General features: G+C 68.6%; 26 protein-coding genes. 11 read left to right on the top strand and 15 right to left on the bottom strand.

Annotated elements, in window-relative coordinates:
* The first annotated feature begins 32 nt into the window (after positions 1–32).
* From Q0Z83_RS19410 to Q0Z83_RS55805, 4 genes are all read left to right on the top strand, one after another.
* Entirely contained in the window at positions 33–236 is a 204-nt protein-coding gene (locus tag Q0Z83_RS19410; protein ID WP_317795364.1) for a GNAT family N-acetyltransferase, read from the top strand.
* A 114-nt stretch (positions 237–350) separates the two neighbouring features.
* Complete coding sequence (locus Q0Z83_RS19405) at positions 351–1,562, top strand: ISAs1 family transposase (protein WP_317789516.1); 1,212 nt, start codon at positions 351–353, stop codon at positions 1,560–1,562.
* The gene (locus Q0Z83_RS19400; protein WP_317795363.1) at positions 1,559–1,921 is read left to right on the top strand and encodes a GNAT family N-acetyltransferase; all 363 of its coding nucleotides are present in this window, start codon (positions 1,559–1,561) and stop codon (positions 1,919–1,921) included. Before Q0Z83_RS19405 ends, Q0Z83_RS19400 begins: the two co-directional genes overlap by 4 nt.
* 148 nt (positions 1,922–2,069) lie before the next feature.
* The gene (locus Q0Z83_RS55805) at positions 2,070–2,459 is read left to right on the top strand and encodes an NUDIX domain-containing protein (RefSeq protein WP_378079279.1); all 390 of its coding nucleotides are present in this window, start codon (positions 2,070–2,072) and stop codon (positions 2,457–2,459) included.
* Positions 2,460–2,477: 18 nt separating this feature from the next.
* Here Q0Z83_RS55805 and Q0Z83_RS19395 read toward each other — a convergent pair.
* Positions 2,478–3,355 (bottom strand): IS5 family transposase gene (locus Q0Z83_RS19395; protein WP_378079276.1). Its coding sequence is split into 2 segments (ribosomal slippage): positions 2,478–2,959 and positions 2,959–3,355, totalling 879 coding nucleotides; the frame shifts between segments, so codons are not numbered across the junction.
* A 455-nt stretch (positions 3,356–3,810) separates the two neighbouring features.
* Between Q0Z83_RS19395 and Q0Z83_RS55800 the strand changes: the two genes are divergently transcribed.
* The 6 genes from Q0Z83_RS55800 to Q0Z83_RS19365 all read left to right on the top strand — a co-directional run bounded on the left by Q0Z83_RS55800 (position 3,811) and on the right by Q0Z83_RS19365 (position 9,779).
* Entirely contained in the window at positions 3,811–4,263 is a 453-nt protein-coding gene (locus tag Q0Z83_RS55800) for a YdcF family protein (RefSeq protein WP_378079278.1), read from the top strand.
* Positions 4,264–4,439: 176 nt separating this feature from the next.
* Positions 4,440–5,114: a hypothetical protein gene (locus Q0Z83_RS19390; protein ID WP_317795362.1), complete on the top strand. Its 675-nt coding sequence runs from the start codon at positions 4,440–4,442 to the stop codon at positions 5,112–5,114.
* A 13-nt stretch (positions 5,115–5,127) separates the two neighbouring features.
* Entirely contained in the window at positions 5,128–5,955 is an 828-nt protein-coding gene (locus Q0Z83_RS19385; protein WP_317795361.1) for a metallophosphoesterase family protein, read from the top strand.
* Positions 5,956–6,240: 285 nt separating this feature from the next.
* The gene (locus Q0Z83_RS19375; RefSeq protein ID WP_317795360.1) at positions 6,241–7,533 is read left to right on the top strand and encodes a GNAT family N-acetyltransferase; all 1,293 of its coding nucleotides are present in this window, start codon (positions 6,241–6,243) and stop codon (positions 7,531–7,533) included.
* A 188-nt stretch (positions 7,534–7,721) separates the two neighbouring features.
* Positions 7,722–9,227 carry an ISL3 family transposase gene (locus Q0Z83_RS19370; RefSeq protein ID WP_317795359.1) on the top strand — a complete coding sequence of 502 codons (1,506 nt, stop codon included), beginning with the start codon at positions 7,722–7,724 and terminating at the stop codon, positions 9,225–9,227.
* A gap of 90 nt (positions 9,228–9,317) precedes the next feature.
* Positions 9,318–9,779: a hypothetical protein gene (locus Q0Z83_RS19365; RefSeq protein ID WP_317795358.1), complete on the top strand. Its 462-nt coding sequence runs from the start codon at positions 9,318–9,320 to the stop codon at positions 9,777–9,779.
* 160 nt (positions 9,780–9,939) lie between these two features.
* Here Q0Z83_RS19365 and Q0Z83_RS19360 read toward each other — a convergent pair whose 3' ends face one another.
* The 13 genes from Q0Z83_RS19360 to Q0Z83_RS19300 all read right to left on the bottom strand — a co-directional run bounded on the left by Q0Z83_RS19360 (position 9,940) and on the right by Q0Z83_RS19300 (position 22,828).
* The gene (locus Q0Z83_RS19360) at positions 9,940–10,878 is read right to left on the bottom strand and encodes a hypothetical protein (protein WP_449701866.1); all 939 of its coding nucleotides are present in this window, start codon (positions 10,876–10,878) and stop codon (positions 9,940–9,942) included.
* A gap of 107 nt (positions 10,879–10,985) precedes the next feature.
* Positions 10,986–11,876: a DNA-processing protein DprA gene (locus tag Q0Z83_RS19355; protein ID WP_317795356.1), complete on the bottom strand. Its 891-nt coding sequence runs from the start codon at positions 11,874–11,876 to the stop codon at positions 10,986–10,988.
* Between the two features lie 269 nt (positions 11,877–12,145).
* Positions 12,146–12,874 carry a hypothetical protein gene (locus tag Q0Z83_RS19350; protein WP_317795355.1) on the bottom strand — a complete coding sequence of 243 codons (729 nt, stop codon included), beginning with the start codon at positions 12,872–12,874 and terminating at the stop codon, positions 12,146–12,148.
* A gap of 85 nt (positions 12,875–12,959) precedes the next feature.
* The gene (locus tag Q0Z83_RS19345) at positions 12,960–13,664 is read right to left on the bottom strand and encodes a hypothetical protein (RefSeq protein ID WP_317795354.1); all 705 of its coding nucleotides are present in this window, start codon (positions 13,662–13,664) and stop codon (positions 12,960–12,962) included.
* A gap of 191 nt (positions 13,665–13,855) precedes the next feature.
* A complete protein-coding gene (locus Q0Z83_RS19340) occupies positions 13,856–14,746 on the bottom strand; it encodes a replication-relaxation family protein (RefSeq protein WP_317795353.1) in 891 nt (296 codons plus the stop codon).
* Positions 14,747–14,930: 184 nt separating this feature from the next.
* Positions 14,931–17,342: a type IV secretory system conjugative DNA transfer family protein gene (locus tag Q0Z83_RS19335; RefSeq protein WP_317795352.1), complete on the bottom strand. Its 2,412-nt coding sequence runs from the start codon at positions 17,340–17,342 to the stop codon at positions 14,931–14,933.
* Positions 17,339–19,054: a VirB4 family type IV secretion system protein gene (locus tag Q0Z83_RS19330; protein ID WP_317795351.1), complete on the bottom strand. Its 1,716-nt coding sequence runs from the start codon at positions 19,052–19,054 to the stop codon at positions 17,339–17,341. Before Q0Z83_RS19330 ends, Q0Z83_RS19335 begins: the two co-directional genes overlap by 4 nt.
* On the bottom strand, positions 19,051–19,929 hold the full coding sequence (locus Q0Z83_RS19325) for a PrgI family protein (RefSeq protein ID WP_317795350.1): 879 nt from the start codon (positions 19,927–19,929) through the stop codon (positions 19,051–19,053). The genes Q0Z83_RS19330 and Q0Z83_RS19325 overlap by 4 nt, the downstream gene beginning before the upstream one ends.
* A gap of 34 nt (positions 19,930–19,963) precedes the next feature.
* On the bottom strand, positions 19,964–20,866 hold the full coding sequence (locus tag Q0Z83_RS19320; RefSeq protein WP_317795349.1) for a hypothetical protein: 903 nt from the start codon (positions 20,864–20,866) through the stop codon (positions 19,964–19,966).
* Between the two features lies 1 nt (position 20,867).
* Positions 20,868–21,152 (bottom strand): pilin, encoded by a 285-nt coding sequence (locus tag Q0Z83_RS19315; protein WP_317795348.1) that lies wholly within the window; start codon positions 21,150–21,152, stop codon positions 20,868–20,870.
* 269 nt (positions 21,153–21,421) lie between these two features.
* Positions 21,422–21,868: a GNAT family N-acetyltransferase gene (locus tag Q0Z83_RS19310; RefSeq protein WP_317797099.1), complete on the bottom strand. Its 447-nt coding sequence runs from the start codon at positions 21,866–21,868 to the stop codon at positions 21,422–21,424.
* 62 nt (positions 21,869–21,930) lie between these two features.
* On the bottom strand, positions 21,931–22,437 hold the full coding sequence (locus tag Q0Z83_RS19305) for an NUDIX hydrolase (protein ID WP_317795347.1): 507 nt from the start codon (positions 22,435–22,437) through the stop codon (positions 21,931–21,933).
* Between the two features lie 37 nt (positions 22,438–22,474).
* Positions 22,475–22,828 (bottom strand): hypothetical protein, encoded by a 354-nt coding sequence (locus Q0Z83_RS19300; RefSeq protein ID WP_317795346.1) that lies wholly within the window; start codon positions 22,826–22,828, stop codon positions 22,475–22,477.
* Between the two features lie 356 nt (positions 22,829–23,184).
* Between Q0Z83_RS19300 and Q0Z83_RS19295 the strand changes: the two genes are divergently transcribed.
* Entirely contained in the window at positions 23,185–23,508 is a 324-nt protein-coding gene (locus Q0Z83_RS19295) for a hypothetical protein (RefSeq protein WP_317795345.1), read from the top strand.
* Here the strand turns inward: Q0Z83_RS19295 and Q0Z83_RS19290 are convergent.
* Positions 23,483–24,220 carry a hypothetical protein gene (locus tag Q0Z83_RS19290; protein ID WP_317795344.1) on the bottom strand — a complete coding sequence of 246 codons (738 nt, stop codon included), beginning with the start codon at positions 24,218–24,220 and terminating at the stop codon, positions 23,483–23,485. The two genes, Q0Z83_RS19295 and Q0Z83_RS19290, sit on opposite strands and share 26 nt — an antisense overlap.
* Positions 24,221–24,314: the final 94 nt, after the last annotated feature.

Raw genomic sequence — 24,314 nt, 5'->3', positions numbered from 1 at the left:
TTGACGCTGCGATGGAAACCCAGGGGTGGGCGGTGACCGAATGGCTGTGGCCGCCGCTGGAAGGCGAACGGGTGCGGCTGCGCCCGCCCGCCCCCGGCGACGAGCCGGCACTGATCGAGATGGCCACCGATACGCGGGTACGCCGCTACCTCGGCGGACCTGCCGACGAGGCGACCGCAGCGGCGCGGGCCGCCCGCAAGGCAGGGCGATTGCGTAGTCTGATGGTAAGGCATTGAGCTGCGGATTCGCGGTGTGAGTGGCCTCTGTAGAGGCATAAGAAGCGGGTGAGGCCGCATCGGTGATCATGGAGTTGCGACGCTTCACGACTCCGAGGAAGACCCCACCCGCCGATGGCATCATCTCTCATCACGGCACTGACCGTCACGACACCCCACACCACCGCCGCACCGGTCCCGGTCACCGCCGGTGAACGCAACGGCCTGCTGGAAGCGTTGGCGAAGATTCCGGACCCGCGTGACCCGCGCGGAATCCGTTACCCGCTGTCCGCAGTCCTGGCTGTCGCGGTCTGCGCGGTCATGGCCGGTGCGTCCTCGTTCGCGGCGATCACCGACTGGCTCCATGACCTCGAAGGACATGCCCGGACCAGTCTCGGTTTCGGTGACGCCGTGCCGGTCGGCACGACGATGTGGCGATTGTTGATCCGTCTCGATCCGACCCTGCTGGCCACCGTTCTCGCCGGCTGGCTGCATACCCGCGCCCAGCGGCCGGGATCGCCGTCGCGCAGGTATCGCCGGGTGATCGCCCTGGACGGCAAGACGCTGCGCGGCGCCCGTCTGGGCGACGGCCGCCAGGTGCATCTGTTATCTGCTCTGGATACCTCCACCGGGCTGGTGATTGCCCAGGTCACGGTGGACACGAAGTCGAACGAGATCACGTCTTTCGTGCCGCTGCTCGACGCCGTCGAGACCGTGCTCGGCACCCTGGCCGGGGTGCTGTTCATCGCCGATGCCCTGCACACCCAGACCGGACACGCTGACGAGGTCACCGCCCGCAACGCACACCTGCTCGTCCAGGTGAAGGGCAACCAGCCGACCCTGTTCAAACAGCTCAAACGGCTTCCCTGGGCGCAGATACCGGTCGGTGACCGAACCCGCGACCGTGGTCACGGCCGCCGTGAGACCCGCACCGTCAAAGCCGTCACCGTCGCCACACCCGGCGGCATCGCCTTTCCACACGCGCAGCAGGCCGTCCGGATCACCCGAACCCGCATCATCGCAGGCCGGACCAGCCGCGAGACCGCCTACCTGACGGTATCGCTGCCCGCCGGCCACGCCACGGCCCGCGATCTGCAGACCTGGATCCGCCGGCACTGGCACATCGAAAACAAGATCCATCATGTCCGCGACGTCACGTTCCGTGAAGATCTGCACCAGGCCCGGACCGGCACCGGACCGGCTGTCATCGCGACCCTGCGTAACACCGCGATCGGCTGGCACCGGATCACCGGCGCCACCAACATCGCCCGCGCCACCCGCCAAGCAAACCGCCGATCACACGACCTAATTATCGCTGTGACCAGCAGCTACCCGAGAACGCAATGACCCTGGCCCGCAAGGTGACCGCACCAGCGTGGGGGGAGTTCGTGATCGTCGACGTTGTCACGGGTCAGGTGGTCGGAAGCGGATCCCTGGCACGCAAACGCGGCCCCTGGGAAGTCAGCTTCCAACTGCGCTGGCAGTGCTGCGGCAACGGCTTCGCGTTGGAGGCGGTGCAGTTGATCCGCGATTGGTTCTTCCGGCACACCAACGAGGACCTCCTGATTGCCACGACCCAGCAGGCCAACGCCACCTGCCGGCGGTTGCTGGTACGGGCCGGAGCGGTACTCGCCGGAACGTTCGAGCAGTACCAGGTAGTCCAAGAGCGGTACGAATTCCAACGGCCGTGCGTTCGCGTGATCTGAAGCGTCGCCGATGTGATGATCGGCGCGACACTGCAATGGAGATTGGCGGGAACTCTTGAGAGGCATTCCACGTTTCGCCGTCGCCCTCTTCAGCAAGGCCCTGCAAACGTACTGGAGAGTCGTCCGGCCCAGGACTTTCGGCGTCAAGGTGTTGATCCTGCATCCGTCCGAACCAGGGCTATGCGTGATGATCAGGCACTCCTACACCGACCAGCAGCGCTGGGGACTGCCTGGCGGCGGATACCACCCTCGCAGGGAGTCAGCCGAGAGCGCTGTTCGCCGGGAGTGCAGGGAAGAGCTGGGGATCGAATTCATCGGAGCAGTCGAGGTACTCGATGAACATTTCACGGAACTGGAGGGAAAGCGGGATTCTCTGAGAATTTTCAGAGGGGTTGCGTTGTCGCCTAAATTGAAGCCGAATCGAGAAATAGCGGAGGCCTGCTGGACGCCACTTGACTACTCCGGACTGCCCGACGGAAGACTGATTTCCCGGTGGGCGGAGAAGGCGATTGCTGCCCACCGGGGGACCTCATCCTAGGACCTGTATCAAAGTCGGTTAGAGCCATTCGTTGATCGCGGCGATGGTCACGGTGGCTTCGTAGCGGACGGCCAGCTTGTCGCAGCGGGTGGCGACTGCCCGGTTGCGTTTGAGTCGGCTGATCCCGCACTCGACAGCGTGCCGCTGCTTGTACAGCTGCGGGTCGAAGGCCGGTGGCCGACCGCCCTTCGACCCGAGTTTGCGCCGGTTGGCGTCCTGGTCGGCCTTCGACGGGATGGTCGCCTTGATCCCGCGGCGGCGCAGGTAACGGCGGGTGCCCTTACTCGTGTACGCATTGTCGGCCAGGACCCGGTCCGGACGGGTCCTCGGCCGGCCGCCACCGAGCCGGGGCACCCGGATCCCCTCGATCACCGCTATGAACTGCGGATTGTCCCCGCGCTGCCCAGCGGTCAACACGATCGACAGCGGCTTCTGCCCCTGCTCACACCCCAGATGCACCTTCGTGGTCAGCCCACCCCTCGACCGCCCCAACGCATGATCGGCCGGCTCGACACCCGTCCCGCCCGGCGGCTCGGCCTGCAGATCCCCTTTTTACGCGCACCAGCGGCATGCTGATGCGCCCGGGCAACGGTGGAGTCCACCGACACGTCCCACACGATCCTTCCGGCCGCGTCCGCCACGGCCTGCAACGCGGTCAGGATCCGAGCCCACGTCCCGTCACGCTGCCAGCGCCGGAAAACCGCATACACCGCCGACCACGACCCGTACGCCGGCGGCACGTCCCGCCACGGGGCACCCACCCGGATCCGCCACCGGATCCCATCGATGAGCTGCCGTTTCGTCCACTGCGACGGTCGGCCCGGCCTACGACCGCAGGGCAGCAGCGGCTCCAGCGCCGCCCACTGCACCTCGGTCAGGTCGAACCGCCGCGTCACCGTTAAGGTGTCCACAAGGTCTCCGGTGGTCTCCGGTTCTGCTTGGTCGCTAAACCGTCTACCGGAGACCTCGCCGTCTATCGATCAACGACGCGCGTGATCCTCTCCACCCATCACCACCGACTTCGATACACGGCCTAGGCCGGCCATTTGAAGGTCAGTCGACGGCCCGCTATACAGCCATGATGGGCGCGCTGTGCCGGTCGTATTACCACTGGCTGCTGCGATCCCGGCGACGCCGGTCCATAGCCCCCAGGTGGCGCTGGGTGGGCCGCCTTCCGACCGCGCTATCGAACAGACGCCGCGCTCCATCTTCTCCGGTGCGGCATCTGCCAGGCGGACCGAAATCCACCGCTAACTCCAGTAGCGGCCGAATAGCAAGGAGTCGACGTGTCAGTCGCTGATGACCGGGTGGCGGACTTTGTCGACGCCTCAACTCCGGGGCTAAGGCCGACCTGATCTTTGTATTCGGATCAACCCTGCCCGAAGCTGTCTCGCCAGCCGCCGAGGCCTTTCGGGCGGGGCTCGCGCCGTTGATTGTTCTCACGGGAGGCCCCAACCGCCGCAGACCTGCTCATGTTGAAAGTGAGGTGCACGCGCATCTGCTCCATGCGCAGGGGATCGAGCCGGAGCTACTGCTTGTCGAACGACGTTCGCGCACCTCGGTGGAGAACGTCCTTCTTTCACGCCCTCTCATCGAGGAACGGCTCAGATCGATACGAACGGTGATCGCTGTAGTCTTCCCTGTCAAGTGTTTCTGTTCAAGATCTCTTGTCAGCGTAGAAGTCGCTGTGGCGGTGCCGAGCCAAGTACGCAGACGAGTAAACAGCGGCCATCAACATCCGCGAGCTCCGCAGCGAGCTGGCGGATGGGCCGACGCCAGTAAACAGAGACCATCGGCTACATAAAGTGATGTTCTTCGATCGCTAGCGGCGTCCGGATCTGGCCGAGATGAGTGCATGTGATCATCGGGCAAGCTCTGATTGCTGCTTACCCTCCTTCACTCAGCCACTCGATAATATGGTCCCCACCGACGGATCGGTCACGAGAGCCGAATGTTGTACCTGCCGCGTATCGTGCCGCCATGTTCACCAACCCTGGCTACCTATACGTCATCGCTTTCGACAACGGCATTTTCAAAGGTGGCTGCACCGACGACATCATGCGCCGCTACGGCGAGCACCGCCGCGACGCCGGTCGGTTCGGCTTGACCATCGCCAACTGGTGGTTCTCCGAGTTCGTCGGTGAGCTGCAGTTCCGCGAGAACCAACTGCTGCGGATCCTGAACCGGATGGGCCGGCGCTCGGCCGCAGGCAGGGAGTATTTTCACGACATCCCGTTTTCGGCCGGGCGCGCTGCCGCCCAGCGTGCAGCATCCGAGCCCTGTCACTGCGAGTATTGGACCTCGTGCGAGACCTCGCTTCACCTGGTCGGCGTTGCCGTAGCCAAGCCCTGGTGGGATAAGTTTCCGTCCGGCTTGGACGTGGCCTACGCCAACTTCAGGCTCGGATGTGGTGGTGAGATAGTCGGCGAACTGAACGACGACCTCGTTCCCACCGGGCCCCTTCCGATCCAGATCGGCGTGCCGGCCCGGATCGACGTAGACTGGCTGACCTATCGGGGAACCTGGACCGTATACAGCGCCGATTACGACGACGGGATCCAGATCGCAGGATGGCCGACAGAAACCACGGTTACCGACTCGATTGAGATGCCGGCCACGCATGCTCTAGGGGTACGACGACCCGCGCCGCACTGACTAGCCTGATCGAATGCCCGCACCGACGTTGTTCGCGATCAGTGACCTGCACGTCGCCTACCAGGAGAATCGTGAGGTCGTCGAGAGTCTGCACCCGGAGGACGACGGTGACTGGCTGATCGTCGCCGGTGACGTGGGGGAGATGTTCGCCGACGTGGTGTGGGCGCTGCGGCTGCTCGCCGGCCGGTTCGCGAAGGTGATCTGGGCGCCCGGCAACCACGAGCTGTGGACGCCGCGGGAGGATCCGGTGCAGGAGCGCGGCGAGGCCCGTTACCGGAAGCTGGTGCAGGCGTGCCGGGAGCTCGGGGTGGTGACCCCGGAGGACGAGTATCCGGTGTGGCCCGGCGCCGACGGGCCGGCCGTGGTGGCGCCGCTGTTCCTGCTCTACGACTATTCGTTCCGGATGCCCGGGCACACCACCAAGGAGCAGGCGCTGGCGTACGCGTACGAGACCGGCGTGGTGTGCACCGACGAGATCCTGTTGCACCCGGATCCGCATCCGAGCCGGGAACAGTGGTGCTGGGACCGGGTCGCGCAGACCGGCGAACGGCTCGCGGAGATCCCCGGTGACCGGCCGACGGTGCTGATCAACCACTGGCCGATGGTCCGGGAGCCGACGCGGATCCTGCGGTTCCCGGAGTTCGCCCAGTGGTGCGGCACCGAGCTGACCGCCGACTGGCACGTCCGGTTCCGGGCGGCGGTCTCGGTCTACGGGCATCTGCACATCCCGCGGACCACGTACTACGACGGGGTGCGTTTCGAGGAGGTCTCGGTCGGCTATCCGCGGGAGTGGCGCCTTCGCGGCACCCCGCCGGGGCGCCTGCGCCGGATCCTCGGCTGAGCCGTCTATACCGGGTCCCCCGATCAGAGCGCCGAACCTGACCAGCAGGTCGGCTCGCCGGGTGACGTCGAGTTTGCGGTAGACCTTGGTCAGATGCAGCTCGGCGGTGCTGACCGTGACGTACGACTTGGTGGCGATCTGCCGGTTGGTGCTGCCCTGCGCGGCCAGGAGCGTTCGAGGTGGCGAACGGGGATGCCGTGCCAGGTGGGGTCGTCACAGAGATGTTCGGTGACAGGGGCTGAATCTTCGTTGCCGTCGCGTCGAGGGCGCTGAAGGATACCCAGAGTGAAGATCGAGATCCGCCCTGTTGAACGCTCTGAGGCAGTCGAGTACCTGAAGGTGCTGCCTTACGCGAACGGCCTGCCGAACTGGGAGCCGGCACCCGCATCGTGGCACGGCGGCCCGGAAGCGTGGCCACCGCCGAGAACGCCGGCCACCGAGCAGCAGCTGGAAGCTTGGGCCGATGAGGTGATGGCCGACGGCTTCCATCCGCAGGCCGCCTTCGTGGACGGAAAGCTGGTGGGCGGCTCGGCGATGCTTTCACTGGCCATCACCGTGCCGGGCCCGCGTGCCGTTCCCTTCGGTGGTGTCACGGCGACGGGCGTGATCGCGACCCACCGCCGGCGCGGCCTGCTGCGCGGCATGATGCAGGCGATGTTCGACGAGGCTCTGGAGCGCGGCGAGCCGTTGGCTGCTCTGAGCGCCAGTGAGGGCGGCATCTACGGACGCTTCGGTTTCTCCCCGGCGACGATGCGCGCCCGTTGGGAGTTGGACCGCAACGACGCCAGGTTCATCAACTGTGAGCCCTCGGTGGGGTCGCTGGAGTTGGTGGGCGCTGCGGTGGCACGGCAGGCATGGCCGCTGATCCATCAGCAGATCCGGCAACGCCAGATCGGCGAACTCGCGCCCGATCCGGATCGGTGGGATGGCCTGTCCGATGAGGCCGCGGGCACTGACGGGCCGATGCGGTACCTGGTGCACCGTGACGCGGACGGCAACCTTGACGGCGTCGCGAACTTCCGGCTTCCATGGTCGCCACTGCCAGAACACACCGGAGCCCTCGTCGTCGAAGGACTCCTAGCCTTGACGCAGGATGCTTACCGCGCGATGTGGATGCTTCTGACTGACTTCGACCTCACCCGGAAGATCGTTGCGCCGAATCGGCCGATAGACGAACCGCTGCGCTGGATGTTGCGGAATCCACGCGCCATGCGGATCACCCGGCAGTCCGACAACCTCTGGCTGCGCATCCTCGACCTGCCGGCCGCCTTGACCGCACGCGCCTACGACACCACCGCTGAGCTGACCTTCGCCATCGAGGACGACAGCATGTGCCCGCACAATGTCGGCGCATGGCGCTTGGCGGTATCACCGAAGGAGGCGACCTGCACTCGCATGGACGTGCGACCGGACCTGACGATGGACATCCAGTCGTTGAGTTCCCTGTATCTGGGCGGTATGTCCGCTGCCGTGCTGGCCGGAGCAGGACGCATCCGACCTCACCGGCTCGGTGCGGTGAAAGATACCGCCCGTGTCTTCCGCGTTGATCCTGAACCGTTCAACACTTTTGGCTTTTGACCTTATTCTTTGCCTGATCTGCTGCTTTCGATGAGAGAGCGCTGCCAGCGATTGCAGCAATGGTTTGTTCGCGAGTTTGGGGCTCTGGCGCAAACTGTGTGATTGATCTTGGGCGATGAGTCGTTGTTCCGCTGGGTGATGCTGTCGAGCAGCTTCTTCCTCATCTGGTCGGCATCGAGATCGAAGAGGTGCACGCCGACGCTGAACTGGTCCTCGTCGCCGCCGTGCGTCGGAACGAGGGAGTGTGTTCCGCCTGCTCGAGGACGTCGTCGCGAGTCCATTCGCGGTATCAGCGGACGTTGGCCGATACGCCGGTAGCGGGGCGGGTGGTACGGATCTTGCTGAGGGTTCGGCGGTTCTTCTGCGACAACCTGGAGTGCCGGAGCAAGACCTTCGTCGAACAGGTCGACGGGCTGACTCGTCGCTGGTCACGTATGAGTGAAGGGCTACGGCGGATGTTCACGGCGATCGGACTCGCGTTGGCGGGGCGGGCGGGTGCCCGGCTGGCTTCAACGTTGGGCATGCCGACCGGCCGAGATCGGCTGCTTCGGCTGGTCCGTGCTCTACCCGATCCACCCGTCGGTGACATCACGGTGCTCGGCGTGGACGACTTCGCGATCAAACGCGGCCACCATTACGGCACCGTGCTGATCGACTGTGAGACCCGCAAGGTCGTGGACGTGCTGGTCGGACGGGATGCCGAACCGGTGACGGCCTGGCTGCAGGAACACGCGAAGCCGGCGGTGATCTGCCGGGACCGGGCTACCGCATACGCCGAAGCGGCCCGGACCGCGGCACCGGAAGCGGTGCAGGTCGCGGACCGATTCCACCTCTGGCAGAACTTGGCCACAGCCGTTGAGAAATGCGTCGCCCGGCACAAGAACTGCCTGGCCGAGCCCGTCGACACAGTGCTCGATGAATCTGGCGAAGTGGAGGCTGCCGAGCCGACCGGGGCGATGGCCGACCGTCGCCGCGCCCATCACGCCCTGGTCCACGACCTGCTGAAGCAAGACGCCGGATTCCGGCAGATCGCCCGGCATCTCGGCTGGTCGCATCGGACGGTATCGAAGTACGCCCACGCCGCCACCTGGCAGGAACTGGTGGTCGGGCAGAAACCGCGTCCGAGCCTGGTAGACCCGTTCAAGCCCTACCTGGCCCGGCGCATCGGCGAAGGCTGCCTCAATGCCAGCGCCCTCTACCGGGAAATAGCCGCGAAGGGATTCACCGGCAGCTACCCGATCGTCCGCAAATTCGTCGAGCAGTACCGCAGCAGACCCGATCTGACCCGAGCGCCCCGGCCGCCATCGGTCCGGCAGGTGACCGGATGGATCTGCCGGCACCCGGACAACCTCGTCAGCCGCGACACCGAACAGCTCCGGAATATCCTCGGCCGCTGTCCGGAGCTGCGATCCGCTGTCGATCTTGTCCGCTCGTTCGCCGACATGATGGCGCACCTGCACGGCGAACGTCTCACCGCGTGGATCACTGCGGCCGAACAGGCCGAGCTGCCCGGAATCAGCCGGTTCGCCACCGGACTGAACGCCGACCTCGCCGCAGTCACCGCCGGGCTGAGCCTGCCCTTCAGCTCCGGGGCAGTCGAAGGTAACGTCAACCGCATCAAGATGATCAAACGCCAGATGTACGGACGCGCGAACTTCGATCTACTCCGAAAGCGGATCCTTCTGGCGCCTTGACCAGTCCAAGCGTCGCCAGTAACCCCGTTTGGAGAGGTCGGATCAGCGTCTCAAGATCGTGGAGCTGCCGACCTGCGGTACACATTGTCGGTGAGTATCGAACAGCTCGACCTGCACTGGGCACTGGGCGACACAGGCTGGGCATGGCTGACCTGGACCGCCGACGACGACGTCGTGGAGATTCGTACGTCCTATCTCGACCATGGGCTGCTAAGCCTCATGCGGGCGGCAGTCGACCTGAAGCGTGGATCGAGCGCCACCATCGCACAGCTCTCCGGTGAACCCTCCGCTCACTTCTTCCTGTTCAGGACCGCTGTCGAGCAGGTTTCCGTCGATGTTGTTTACGTGCCCGACCTATACGCCGCGGATCGGTGGACAGGAGCAGAACTCCGCTGGACAGGCGAAACACATGTGGACGTGGTGACCCAGGCGGTGTTGAGCATGGCTCAAGCCGTATGGGATGAGCATGGCGCAGCCGGCTACCAGCGACTGTGGGACGGCAAGGCGTTCCCGGAGGAAGAACTCCGCGTCCTGAGTGGCGAACACCCCTAACACGCCGACTTCCGACACCGGCGGTCATCTTCGCTGGAGTCCCGCCACCTCGGCGTTGGCGAACTTCACCATTCCAGCGCCAGAGCCCCAAAGTCGCGAACGAAGCCACAGCAACGTTGGTACCGTGCGTCAGCAGCGTCAGATGGAACTTTCAACGGTTTTACTGCACGCTGATGTGGACGTGGTTGGTGTGCCATCCGGACGGGTCGTCGCCGCCCCACGGGTTGTTGTAGGTGTGCCAGCCTTCCGATGGGGTCCAGATCCGGCGGAACCAGATGACGTATCGGATGGCGAGGCGGTCGGCGTTGGTGACCGCCCATGCGGCCATCGCGTCGCCGAGTGCCTTGCGGGTTCCGGAGGCTTCGCCGCCGGAGGTCATCATCCAGTCGCAGGCGCGGCCTTTCGGGTGTTCGCCGTGGTCGTCGACCCGGTAACAGTCCGGCTCCGGGAAGCCGACGGCGGTCGCCTGCTGGACGAGGTGCAGCAGGCGGGGTGTCACGCAGCCGGTGTTCGTGGTCGGGTCGGGACGGATCGAGCAGCTTTCTTCGGGCCAGGAGCCGTCGGCGTTGCGGGGCGCCGGTTGCGCGGTACCCGGTGCCACGGGACAGCCGAGCCCGGCGTCGCCGTCCGGCGTGGTCTGCTGCTGTACGAGTGAGGTCGCGTCGCCTTCCCATTTCGCGTAGGCGTCGGGGTAGGCGGAGCGTTGGACGGCTTGGGCGGCGTCGGTGAGTGGCATGCGCTGCCAGTCGGCGACGGTGATCAGTCGGGTGTAGAACCGGTCGGCCTGGTGGGCGGGGTCGGTGAGTTGTGCCGGTGTGCCCCAGCCCTGGCTGGGGCGTTGCTGGAACAGGCCGATGGAGTCGCGGTCGCCGCCGGGCAGGTTGCGCAGCCCGGACTCCTGGAGGGCGGTGGCGACCGCGATCACCCAGCCTCGGGCGGGGATCTGTCGGTCGCGGCCGACCCGGACGATGATCCGCGCGTTGGTGACCTGTTCGGCACTCCACTGCCCGCCTTGTTCCGGCGTGGTGGGGCCGCAGGTGGAGTACCGGCCGGTGAGGGCGGTCACGGCGATGGTGGGGATCGCCGCCAGCGCGGCCACGACGACGATGACCAGTTTGCGGACCACGACGGGGTTCCTTTCCGGTGCCGTAAACGAAAAAAGGGCCTACCGGCCACCCGGAAGGGGTGGTCGGTAGAACCCCGGGGCTATCGCTGGTTCAGGTGGGTGAGAACGTCGTCGGCGTCGGTGACCAGGTGCACACGCGGGTCGCGGAGCATCTGGTGGCAGCCGGCGGATTGGGCGGAGGTGACGGGGCCGGGGACGGCCATGGCGGTTCGGCCGAGGGCGGTGGCGACGGTGACGGCGGTGAACGGGTCGGTGGTACGGGCGGCGGCCTCGACCAGGACGGTGCCGGCGGTCAGTGCGGGCAGCAGACGCTGGCGGGCCGGGAACCGGCGGCGGACGACGTCGGTGCCGGGCGGGGCTTCGCTGATCAGCAGGCCGGTGCTGCGGATGTAGCCGAACAGATGCTGATGACCGGCGGGGTGGGGCCGGTCGAGACCTGCGGGCAGCACCACGACGGTGGGGTGGTCGGCGGCGAGGGCGGCGCGGTGGGCGGCGGCGTCGATGCCGAAGTTGCCGGCGGCCACGACGGTCCAGCCCGCTCGGGCGCAGCCGGCGGCGATGTCACCGGCGACGTGGAGGCCGTAGGCGGTGGCGGCACGGGAGCCGGTGATCGTGACCGCGTTCGTCAACACGGTGGTCGGGTCGGCGGCGCCGCTGACCCACAGGGCGAGCGGCGGGGCGTAGCCGCTGATCGCGGTATCGGGTGTGGGCTCGATGTCGGCGAGCCGGTCGAGGCCGGTGGGCCAGTCGGCCTCGCCGGGCACGAGCAGCCGCCACCGGGCGGTGCGCAGTGCGGCGACGGCGCGGCGGACGTGGGCGGTGCGCTGCCAGCCGGCACCGGTCTGCACCAGGTGTCGGTAGACGGCGACGGGGCCGTCGGCGGTGACCTGGGCGTGGATGTGCGGGTCGCCGGGGCTGGTGAGGTAGGTGATGGCGATGCGGGCCAGCCGGTCGTGATCGTCGGATGCCACGGGAACTCCTCAAGGGAAGGGACGGTTCCCGGGCACGGCTGGTCGGCCGTGCCCGGGAGTTGCGCGTGGGTGCGCGGGGTCGGCCGGGCAACGGCCTGTGGATCGCGGAGAGATTCAGTGAGTGGGCCGGTAGCGTTCGGCGGCGCGGGTGGCGGCCAGCCGGCGGAGTACGACCAGGAAGGTCGCAGGCCGGTGCACGCCGAGACGGGCGAGCGCAGCCGCCGCGGGTGAGGCTCCGGCAGGTGCGGCGTGGAGTCAGGTCATCGGGTTCAGGCGATGAGCGCGGCCCGCTGGTCGGGGGTCAGGTCGGCCGGTGTGCGGCCGGCGCCGTTGGGGGTCTGCTGGAAGGCCCACCAGCGCAGCAGGGCGCGGCAGGCGGCGTGTTCGTCGGCGGCGGGCGGCAGCTGATGGGCCTGGGGGGTGTTGCGGTGGGTCGGGTCGGTGAACGCGGTGGCCTGCCAGCCGTCGCGGCTGGACCAGATGCTGCCGATCACACCGCCGAGGGTGGTCAGCCCGTACGCGGCGGTGGCGGTGGGGTCGGCGACGACGAACCAGGCGAGGCCGGTTTCGTCGGTGGCGAGGGTGACCATGCCGTGGTCGGGGTCGTAGGGCTGCACGAGCAGGTGGTGGCGGCGCAGGTCGCGGCTGGTCGGCCGGTGGCGGCGCCACAGCCCGTACAGGGTGAGCAGGGTTTCGCGGTGGTGATCGAACCGTTCGATCAGCTGGTTGAGGCCGGTGGCGTCGGAGCGCAGGGTGCCGGGGTAGACGGTGGCGTGGCCGGTGACGGTGACCAGGTTGCGTCGGCAGAGGTCGGCGACCTGGGTCAGAGCGCGGGTGAGCATGTCGGCGGCGGTGATGAACTCGGAGGCGGCGCGGGTCAGGCCGGCGGCGATGTCGGTGACGGGGTCGCCGTCGGTGGTGTCGTAGTTCCAGACGTGTTCGGTCAGGGCTTCGTTGGTGGCCGTGGCGATGGCGGCCAGGACGGGGTCGTACGGCATCGTCGGTTGCTCCTGTCGGTGAGGGGAGACGGCGAGCAGCCGGCCGCGGAGGTTCGCGACCGGCTGCTCGTACCCGGGGAAGGGTTCAGGGGTTGGTGATCCGGACGGCCAGCAATCTGCCGCGGGCCGGGAACCGGTGCAGGTAGGCGGAGGCCTCCCGCAGGTAGTGCAGTCGGTCGGCGACCGTCGGGGACGTCGGCTGCAGCAGCCGTCCGTCGGCGGTGACGAGCATGTCGCCGGTGATGGCCCGCTGCCAGTGCAGGACCGTGTAGGTGTCCTCACCGGCCTGGTAGGCGTCGAGCTCGTTCGGGTCGAGGGTGATCGGCCGGGCCGGGTGGGCGTTGTAGGCGAGCATGGCCAGGACTCGGGGTTGGGCCTCGAACCGGGCGACCGCCTCGTCGTAGGACACCTCGTCGGGGTCGGTGCGGTGCTGCTCGAGGAAGTGGGTCCACGGCCGGGCGGCCGGGGTGCCTTTGACGGCCCGATGCCACTGCCGCCACCGGATGAGGGCGGCGCGATGGGCCTGGCGGGCGGCCAGGTGCAGGTCGAGGCGGTTCCTACGGCCGCCGGCGGTCCGGGTGACCGCGCCGTTGCGGCGGACGGCGGCGATCAGGTGGTGCGCCGACCAGCGGCTGAACCAGCCGATGAGCCGGCGTCGGCGGACGGGGTAGTGGGGGCACGGGGTGCCGGACGGCAGGTCGTGGGCGTCCATGAGTTCCGACGCGGTGAACCAGTCGAGCGGTCGATCGGCGGCCGCGCAGACGACGACGGTGAAAGCAGGGGTGGACAAGGCGGAGTGCTCCCTTCGCAGGAACGCGGATCGGGAAACCGCACCGAAGGCCGGCGACCGCCACCGGGGCCATGGCCGACCGACAAGGGTGGGCCACGGGGGGTGAAGCGGGTCGCAGCGGGCGACGAACGAGGCGGTGAGAAACAGAAAGAGGTGCCCCGGACGATAGCGTCGCCACCTGACAGCGCCCGCTAGTCGAGATCGCTGTGACCTGCGGTGTCAGGTTCTGACAGGTCCCACTGGCCGTCGATCCAGTTGGGATTTCCGGCCACCGGCCGCCCGTGGTCGCTGGACAGGTCCGCCAGCGGTGTCCGGCGTCGGCCGTCGACGCTCAGCCACACCGGTCCGGCCGGGTCGGTGTCATGGGTGGCCGTGGCGACCGGCACCGGCGGCGAGTGGCGGCGCAGCAGCCGGTGGAGGTTCGCTTCGCGGATGTCGCCGGGCAGCCAGAACAGCACGGGGTAGGCGGGACCGTCGGAGCGGGCGAGGTTCTCGTAGGCGGCGAGTTTCGCGACCAGCCGCGGCAGTGACTCGGTGCCCATGTCGCATTCGAGGAACCAGCCCACCAGCCGTCCGGAGACCTCCCACAGGCCGTGGGCGTCGGGATGGACACCGCGGAACCGCGCCGTCGCGGTGCGTTCCGACCACCACCGCACCATCCGTATCTGCGGGTCGGCGCGGGCCCGCTGCGCTAGGCGTACGCCGAATTCGTTGGCCTCCCGGAGATGGCGCAGGTTGACGTGGTTGCTGAGCCGCAGCAGTTGTTCGCGGTGGGCGCGTTCGGTGGGGATCGGCCGGTCGTGGGTGCCGGCCATGAACCGGGCTCCGTAGATGCCCAGTGTCCAGTGCCAGGGGTCGCCGCCGCCTCCGGTGCGGGCGTAGCGGAATCGTTCGAGCAGGCCGAGGTGCTGCAGTTGGCGTAGTCGGTCCTGGCAGGTGCGGGTGGCGGTGAAGTGTAAGCGGGTGATCTGGTCGGTGGTCAGGACCCGGTGTTCGTCAAGTAGGGCGAGGATGTTGAGGTCGCGTTCGGTCAGGTGGGAGTAGAAGGCCAGCATCTGCTGGATCCACGTGATGGCAGGCACGGCTGCCCCCTCTCAGAGAAAAGAGCACTCCCGGTATGGGAGTCCGGATTGTCAGCACCCACCGATGAAGGTCATAACGGCAGGTCACCGACACATTGAGGGTGCGTTCGGGTAGGCGTTTCGCCGTCGGGCGGGGCGCGGGGCCAAGCGCGGGGCCGAACGCGGACCCGAACGCACTCGTGGTTCAGGTGTTCTTGCGGCGACGCATGGCCTGCCGGGCGACCTGCTGCATCGGCGTGTCGCCGCCGGCACGGGCGTGCAGCTGCGCGTGCCGTTCCCGGATCTGTGCGGTGTGCCCGAGCGGTGGGCTGGGTCGGTTGGTGGTGAACGTGAACGCCGGTAGTTCCCGGTTGCCGACCAGCAGGCGGCCGGCGGCCGTGTAGACGTCCAGGTGCGCGAGGTCGTGGGCGGCCAACTCGGGCTCGGTGTGCTTGCCCAGTTCGCGCGCGTCGGCGGGGTCGACGTTGAACACGATCTTGGTGCGGGCGTTCGCCGACACGGCGTCGGCGGTCTCCCGCGGTAGTTGCGCCAGGTTCTGATGGGCCAGGACCAGGCCGAGCCGGAAGCCACGGGCCTCGGCCAGCATGTCCTCCACCGACCCCGGCAAATTCAGGAAGTTGTGCGCCTCGTCGATGTACAGCGTCGCGTCGCGGCGCTGCTGTTCCGGTTGGGCGGCGCGGCCGATGGCGGCCTGCCAGGTCCGGGCGACGATCAGCGACCCGAGGATCCGGGTGGTCTCCTCACCGAGCATGCCCTTCGGTAGCCGGCACAGCAGGATGCCGCCGTCGAGGATCTGCGGCATCCGCAGCGAGGTGTGGGCCGTACCGATGACGTCTTTGACGAAGTCGCGCAGCAGGAACTGCCGCAACCGGGCCAGCACCGGGCCGATCACGACCGAGCGTTGGGCCTCGTTCATGGAGTCATACCAGCTCCAGAACCCGCCGAGACCCTCCGGATCCGACAGGTCGTGGGTGAACCGGCCCCGCCACGTCCGGTCGTTGAGCAGCGGCGGCACCAGCGCCAACGTGGGTTGCGGGTGACGCATCAGGGTCAGGCACGACACCCGCAACGTGTCGTCCATCCGCGGTCCCCAGTGCCGTTGGAAGATCTTGGCGAACACGCCGACGAGGTTGTCGACGGCCAGGTGCGGGTCACCGTCGTGATCGAGGGGGTTGAAGTGCGCCGGGTTCGGCTGGTCCGGGTCGATGATCGCCACCCGATCGGCGCAACTGACGGGTAGCCGGTCGAGGACGTCGAGGACCAGGTCGCCGCGCGGGTCGATGACCACGACCCCGCGACCGGCGTGCACGTCCGACATGATCATGTTCAGCAGTAGCGTCGACTTGCCCACCCCGGTCTTACCGATCAGGTGCACGTGCTGGCGGGAGTCGACCACCGGCAGCCCGACCGCATGCCCGCCGAGTTGGGCGCGGCCGAGGACCTTCACGCTGCGGCCGCCGGCCGGCACCGACGCCGGTGCCGGCATCGCCTTGGCCCGTGCCCGGTCCAGCCCGGGGACCGCCAGATCCTGGGGGAGCCCGGCGAGCACACCGAGTTCCTCCACGGTGGCCAGGAACCCGCGCCGCAACCGCCGCCCGGCGAGCACCGCCACCGGACGCCGGACCCGAACATGATGCAGCCGGTTCGGGCGCGTGTAGGTCGCCGCCGCTGCCGCGAACCCGTGCGCCAGCCCGACCAGCCGCGCCTGCGTCCTCTCCCCGGGGTGGGTGCTCGCGACGGCGTAGCGGACGGCGATCTCGAAGTGCGGCACCCGCACCGCCTTCTCGACCACGTGGCGCTGCCGAGCGTCGGCCACCGGATCCCGCACCACCGGCCGCGCCGACGACACCTTCCGGGGCGGTCCCGGAACCAGCACCTCCACCAGCCACAACAACGGTTCGATCAGAACCCGCACCACTCCGCCGACCAGCCGATCGGACTGCCCGTTCGGTGCCGCGGCGAGCCGGCGCGCCCGGCGGATGCGTCGCGCCGTGGCCGGGCGGGCCAGGACCTGCACACACGCGCACTCGCGGTGCCGGATCCCCGACCCGGCTGCCAGCAGCGCCCGCAGCGGATCGGCGTCGTGGTCGGTGCGCAGCGGCAGCGCTTCCGGATGCTGCAGCCACAGCCCGCCACCGGCTTGCGCCACCACGTCGTTCGGGATCGGCGGCCCCGGCTCCGGGGCGACGGTGATGGTGCATGACGGCCACGCCGCCCGGACCGCGTTCTCCACCACACCGTCGGGCACGGTGCCGGACACCCACAGCCGGATCGTCAACGTCCGACCCACCCACAGGTACTCCCACACCACATGCCCGACCCCGTACACCAGCCGCCGCCAACCGCCCGACGCGAGGACACCGGCCATCGACGTCCACAACGCGGCCGCACCGCTCGGCTCCACTTCCGGCGGCGCCGCGATGATCACCCACCGCGCCCCGACCTGCAGGCGGCGATGCCGCCACAACCGCAGACGAGCGACCCCGATCTGGTACGCCGTGAGCACGCCGACGGCGACTGCGGCCAGCCACGGCCGGTCCACCACCCACGCCAGGAACCGTGGGATGCCGTCGAACTGCCACCCCACGCTGTTCACTGGTCCGCCCCGATCCCCGTCACGGCCAGCCGATGCTCACTCGGCGACGCCAACGACCGGAACGGCACCCGGGATCGGCCCGCGACCAGCAGCCCTTCCCCGCGTGGGGCGGACAGCAGGAGGCGGGCTTCGCCGTCGGTGAGCGCGAACGCGTCCTGTACCGCGTCGATGGCCTGCGACGACTGGCGCATCAACACCTGCGTCGCCGCGTTACCGACCACCGCCAGGCCGAGTTCGGAGTTCAGCACGTCGGCGGCATCCTGGGTGACCACGGTCAGTCCGGCCCGGCGTTTGCGGGCGGCTTTCGCCATCCGGGCCAGGAACCGGGCGCCCACACCGTCGCGCATGATCAGCCACGCCTCGTCCACCACGACGAGTCGCCGTGTCCCGTCGTCGGTGGTGGGCTGGTCGATGTCACCCCAGATGCGGTTCAGAGCGAGCATCGTGGCGATCGTGCGCAACTCGTCCGGCAGATGCCGCAGACTCCACACCACCAGGTGCCCGGCCGGGACGGTGCTGGTCGGCCCGTCGAACAGATCCTTGTAGGCACCCGTCACCCAGGGCTGCAACCGCGCCACCAGCTGCTGCGCCACCGGGTCCTTGTCTGTTCGCAAGACACCGGCCAGGTCCGTGAGCAGCGGTGCCGACCGGTCCCAGGTGGACGGGTCATGGGAGATCCCGGCCGCGGTGTAGGCGCCGGCGATCGCCCGGTCCAGGGCGGCCCGCTCAGCCGCCGACAGGCCGCCGAGCATCACCTGCACCACGGTGTGCACGGTCAGCTGGTGGTCGCGCAGCGCGGTCTGCGGCCGGTGGGCGGGCAGGTCGAACGGATTGAGCCGCACACCCGGGGCGCCGAGCCGGATGGTCGCGCCGCCGACGTGCTCGGCCAGCACGGCGTACTCGTCCTCAGGGTCGATGACCGCGACCTCGACACCCTGGTAGAGGTTGCGCAGGATTTCGAGTTTGACGAGGTAGGACTTGCCGGCGCCGGAGCGGGCCAGGACGACCTGGTTGTGGTTGTCCTGTTCCCACCGGTTCCACATCAGCACCCCCGACGTGCTCGGGTTCACCCCGTACAGCACCCCGTCCGCGGTCGCGACCGTGCCCGGCGGTGGGGCGGGCAGGTCGCCGGAACCGATCGGGAACGCCGCCGCCAGCGACCGGGTGTCGAACATCCGGCGCATGCCGAGCCCGTCGACACCCAACGGCAGCGTGCTCGTATACCCGAGGTGGTGCCGGAACGTCGCCGGTTGCAGGTCCAGCAGCATCGACGCCGCCGCGGCCCGGACCCCGGCCGCGGTCTGGTGGAGTTCGTCGAGGGTGCGGCCGTGCACGGTGATGTAGAAGCCGGCCTCGTGCAACTTCGACGCACCCCGCGCCACCTGCTCCGCCAGGCCCGACACGTCCGCGGCCGCCGCCTCCACCAGGGGGTCGGTGATCCGGCCGCGGACGGCGTCGATCCGGCGTGTCGACTCCAACCGGGCCCGTTGGCGGGCCAGCATCGGCGCCGCCACCTGCGCGGGCACCGGCCGGGTGTGCACGGCGACCGTGACCCGGCCGGGGTAGGACAGCAGCGGGTTGAGCCACGCGGCACCGACCTCGGCCGGGAACCCCACGACGCAATAGGTCGCGCTGTAGCCGTCGTCGACCCGTACCCAATGAGGGTTGATCTGCAATGCGGCCGCCGAAGGCGCCGATCTGCGTGCTTTCATGTCGTCTCCTTGAAGGTGATCGGGACGTCGGGGACCGCCCGCGGCCCCGGCGCGGGAGGGTGGAACGGGTCGACCGCACCGGCGAGGGCCGCGGTGACCTGGCCGCCGTCCAGTGGTGTCGCGGTGACGCCGAGGGCACCGAACGCGCGCACGGTGGCGTCGCCGGTCGGGCCGTGGGCGACGACGGCCAGGACCTGACGGCGCAGCGGATCCCGGTCGGCGTCCAGATCGAGCAGGAAACCGGCATGCTCGTCGGCGGCCTTTCGCAGGGCCGGGTGCGGGAGCCGGTCCAGGCCGTCGCGCAGGTTCTCGGCGCACGGGGTCAGGTCGTGCCGGTGTGCGGCGACCACGATCTGCGCCGGGCCGGTCAGCGCGTTGAGCCACCCGCCGAAACCGTCCAAGAGCGCCTGCTGTTCGGTGCCGGTGCGCAGCGCGATGTCGGTGGTGCCGCACGCGATCATCTGCCGGGCGGTGCCGTCGACCGTGAGTGTCCCGTCGGCGCCGATCGTCGTCGTCGGGCTGCGCAGTGGTGCCGGTGGTCTCGGCGCGCCCGTCAGTAGGACAGTGGGGTCGGGGGTGCCGGGGACCTGGCGCCGTGGGGTGCGGGCCATGGTCAGTCCGTGGCGTAGCCACACGTCCAGGGGCAGGCCGTCACGGCGGCCCAACACGACGACCACCGTCACACCGGCTGTCGGCACCAGCAGCGACAGCCACACCATCCCGGGCAGAAGCGACCCGAACCGGCTGTAGGCCAGCCAACCGACCCCGGCGACGGTACCGAGGATGGACAGTTGGCGGAACGTCAGGCCCCAGGCGATGGTGTCCGGAGCACCGACGTCGGCGGGCACCTGCGCCCGCGGAAGATCATCATCCATCACAGAACCCGTTTCTTTACGCAATAGGAAAGATTCATTTGCCGAGCAGCTTCAGCCGCCGGGTCAGGGTCTGCAGCAGCACCGCCCGCACCAACACCCCGGCCGAGTTCGGCGGCCTCTGGGTGATGTACCGGCCGACCAGTTTCGGGATCTTGACGGCGACGATCAGCACGCACAGCGCCACCAGCAGGTTCGCGACCTGCATCCCGGAGCCGTCGGCAAAGCCCAGCAACTGCGGGATCACCGGCGCCGGACCGGTCAACAGGCCCGCGCCGACGGTCAGGAAGACGGCCTGCAACCCCGGCACCGTCAGGCACCCGGCCAGGCTGCGCCACCACAACACCGCCGCCGGCTGGGTCTGCGGCAGGCCGTGACAGGCCAAAGCCAGCGGCGCCAGACCGGCCAGCACCACCAGCACCGCGATCCGGACCAGCCAGCCGACCAGCAGCTGGACGAACAGGATCACCACCAACAGGCCGATCACCGCGACCAGCAGCAACGCCGCCTCCTGGCCCTCCGCAGGTGCCATCTGATCGCGGGCGTGTTCGACCACCTGTCTCCCGGCGGCCGCCTCACCGGCCAGCGAGGCGGTGACGGCGTTGGCCAGCTCGATCAGCAGCCGGCACACCTCGACACCGACGTTCGCCGCCACGAACCCGAACGCCAGGCGCGGCAGCAGATCCTTGACCTGATACCGCGCCTCGACACCGCCGGCGGTGAACTGCATGACCCCGGCCGCGGTGATCGCCAGGACGTAGACCGCGTCGACGACCGCCAGCGACCAACCGGACAACTGCTGCACCTGCGGCAACACCGTCACGTCCGGCGAGACGAAGAACCTGGCGGTCATCAACGCCAACAACTCGCCGAACATCGCCAGGATCCTCTCGACCAGCCACTGCAGGAACCAGTCGTACAACCAACCCGGATCCGGCACCTCAGCCGCCGACGATGCCCTGCAACACCTGCAGGATCACCGGCGCCAACACGGCCAGGGCATACCCGACCAACGCCGACCGGAAGTTCGCCTTCGCCTGCTCCACCTGCGCCGGATCACCACCGGCCGCGGTGTAGCGCAGCCCGGCGATCACCAGGAACAGCGTCGCCACCGCCACCAGCAGGCCCATGATCCACAGCCGGATCCCGTCGATGACCTCTTTGATCGGCTTCGCCGCCAACACCTCCGCCGGCAGGGCAGCCAACACCTCGTACACGTCGTGCATGAGCGATCTCCACAAATGTGTGTCGAGACCGCCCCGACAGCACACAAGGACCGGCCGGACCGGGGGCGTTCCTCCCTACAGGAATCGAAGGTTGGTAGTCAGTACGCCCGAACCCGAAGAACCCGACCGACCCCCACGACACGCTGTCGGGGCGGACACACCCACACCGGGCATGCACCACCCAGAACCGCCCTGTCAGCTCCCACGAACCCACACCCGACCTGACACGACCTGACAACGGCCCCGCCGTGGGTTCATCGTGCTTGCTGCTACATCGGCCGGCGCTGGAGGAGCTGTCGGGAGGACTCGAAGCCCAGCCGCTCGTAAATCGGAACCGCCCTGCGACCGGAACAGACCGTCACTCGCTGGGATCCCAGGAGCATCGCGTGATCCGAGGCGGCCTCCACCAGTGCCGATCCGATTCCCTGGCCCCGGTGCTCCGGTCTGACGAAGACACTCTGGATGTCGGCTGACAGACGGCTGGTCGCTCCAGGTCTCGGGACCCGAGCAACGAGCGCGACCCACGCCATGCCGACGATCTTCGCATCGACTCGAGCGACGAATGCCAGATGCGAATCCTGATGAGCGACCCACCACTGCGCGAGTGTCGCCTCGAATGCGTCAGCGGACTCCTGCGCCGGCTCGTCACCGTGGGTGTCGAGCCACAACAGCCGGGCCACGTCTGCGACATCCCGCGCGTCTGCCAGGCTGATCATCACCCGCTCAGTCTTCCACGACCCTCGTCGGGATCGCCCTGGCCGGTCGGGGCAACCTGCCCTTAAAGGCCGAGTCGCACCGGCCGGTCCGGAACCCCCACTGTGAGCAGCGATGTCAGGGGATTGACGAGGTCGCGGGGCGAGAACAGCTCGGGTCCCGTGTGGTCGGCGATCTCCGAGAGCCGCCACCAGCGGAACGCACCGAGATTCTCCTCGGTGGCGAGTTGCTCGTCTGTCAGTTCGCCGTGGGGCTGGAAGTTGTTCACGCGGACGAGGTAGTAGTCGTTGATGATGCCGCCGGCGGCCCGCGGATGTTCGGCGGCCGAGATCTCCTGGTGCCAGATGTGCGGCGGATCGGCGGTGATCACCAGACCGGTCTCCTCACGCAGTTCGCGACGCAGAGCCGTCAGAGGGTCCTCGCCGGGTTCGATGCCGCCGCCCGGCGCCGCCCAGACGGCCCGCGCTGTCCCGGGTACCGCCGGGTGAGGAAAGTCGAACCGGCAGAGCAGGACGCGGTCGTGCTCATCGAGGATGATCGCGCGGACGGCGCGGCGAAGTCTCGGCGTCATGGCGCATCGAATGCGGTAGCGCGGCAGCAGCCGACCATCACGAAGCCGGCGGTGACGGATGGCGGTGAACGACGGCGGCGTCGGGAACGCGACCGGCGGTCAGCAGAGCGTCCAGTTCGCCGAACAGCACCTCGAGGTCGGCCCGCCCGGCCAGGTCGTAGTGCTTACTGACCGCGTGATCATCGCAGACACGGACGGCGTCGAGCTCCGCCTCGCCGCTGATCCAGATCAGCAGGCCGCCCAGCCAGACCGCCGACTCGAACTCACCGACGACCACCGGCTTGCCATGGTTCGGCGCGACCGGGCCGATCCGCCATTCGAGCCCCAGCCGTTCCCAGGTCTCGGCCCGAGCCGACACGGCGGACCCGAGCTCGTCCAGAGGGAAGTTCACGATCGGCACTATCGCACGGGCGTGCACTGCCCGACGGCATCGCATCGGTCGAACCAGTGGAACAACCGATCTTTCGAGCCGAGACGGCCATGAGCCCGACACGGGCCGCTGCGACAACAGTCGTTGTCGCACCCGATGATCTTCCCGCGCGCGCAGATCGGCCGGACAACGACTGTTGTCGCACGCAAAACGGCCCGACAACGACTGTTGTCGCACGCAGATCGGCCCGACAACGACTGTTGTCGCACGCAGATCGGCCCGACAACGACTGTTGTCGCACGGAAATCCGGCTGACAACGACTGTTGTCACGGCCGATACTCATCGACAACTGTCGTTGTCACGATGTGGGGGTCCGATGACCGAGACGACACCACCGTTGAACCCGGCCGAGCGAAGCCGCATCACCGACGCCGTCGACGAGCTGACCGTGCAGATCGCCCGCCGGCTGTGCGCCGACAACCCGCACGCCGGCGAACGCGAGGTACGCCTGGCCGTGCTGACCGCAGCCCGGCTGCTCAGTGCCGAACTCGACACCCACCTCGACCGGGCCGCTCGCGGAGCGGCCCGGGCCGGCGCCGACTACGTCGAGATCGGCGCCGCCGTCGGGATGAGCCGCCAAGGTGCCCGACGCCGCTGGCCGGGACTGGCCGACCTCAGCCGGGATGCCCGACAGCCCTGACCGTGGGCAGCGCCAGGTCACCGCGGCGCAGCGCGGCCACCAGTTTGAGTTCGGCCCGGCGCCGGCGCATCCGTACCACCGACCCGGTCTCGCCGCCCGCGACGGCGATCTGCTCCACCAGCACGTCACCGAGCCGCGTCGCGCCGATCAGATCCGCCTGTTCGGCGGTGAGGACACCGGCGTGCACGGCCCGGCCGAGCACGATGTCCGGATGCCCGTACGGCCGGTGCGGCGACCGCGACCCGACCGGCACGTCGGGCGGCAGTTCCAGCAGGTCATCGGTCGTGCGGGCCCGTTTCCCGGCCCGCCAGGCCGCCCAGCACAGCCGCAACCACACCCGCGGCGGCTGCAGATCCGCGCCCCGCAACGCGGTCAGGAACCCGGCCAGCAACTCCGCGTCGATGTCGTCGGCCAGGCCGGGAACCCCCGCGCTCAGGCGCCCGGCCATCCGGGTCAGGCCGGGCAGGGCGACACCGACCGCACCGACCACCCACCCCGGACCGTCGTTTCGGGCGCGTCCGGCCAGGTGCCGCCATACCGCATCGGACACCTCCGCCGGGGTGCCGGCGACCAGCAGGGTACCCAGTTCGTCCAACGGCAACAGTCGATCGGGCAGCCCGGGGACCGGACGGCCGTCGAACACCAACGGGCCGGGTTCACCGACGAGCAACCGGAAGGCGTCCTCGGCGACGTGCAGAGCGGTACGCGACATGGCTCGTACTCCAGGAATCGAAGGAGATCAGCGCGCCCATTGCGGCACACCCGCCTGTCGAGACCTGACCGCAGCAGGCCTGACCGGTGCTGTC

The organism is Actinoplanes sichuanensis (genome assembly GCF_033097365.1).
GTDB lineage: Bacteria > Actinomycetota > Actinomycetes > Mycobacteriales > Micromonosporaceae > Actinoplanes > Actinoplanes sichuanensis.
Note: the sequence above shows the minus strand (reverse complement) of the source record. Positions and strands in the feature narration are given on the sequence as shown.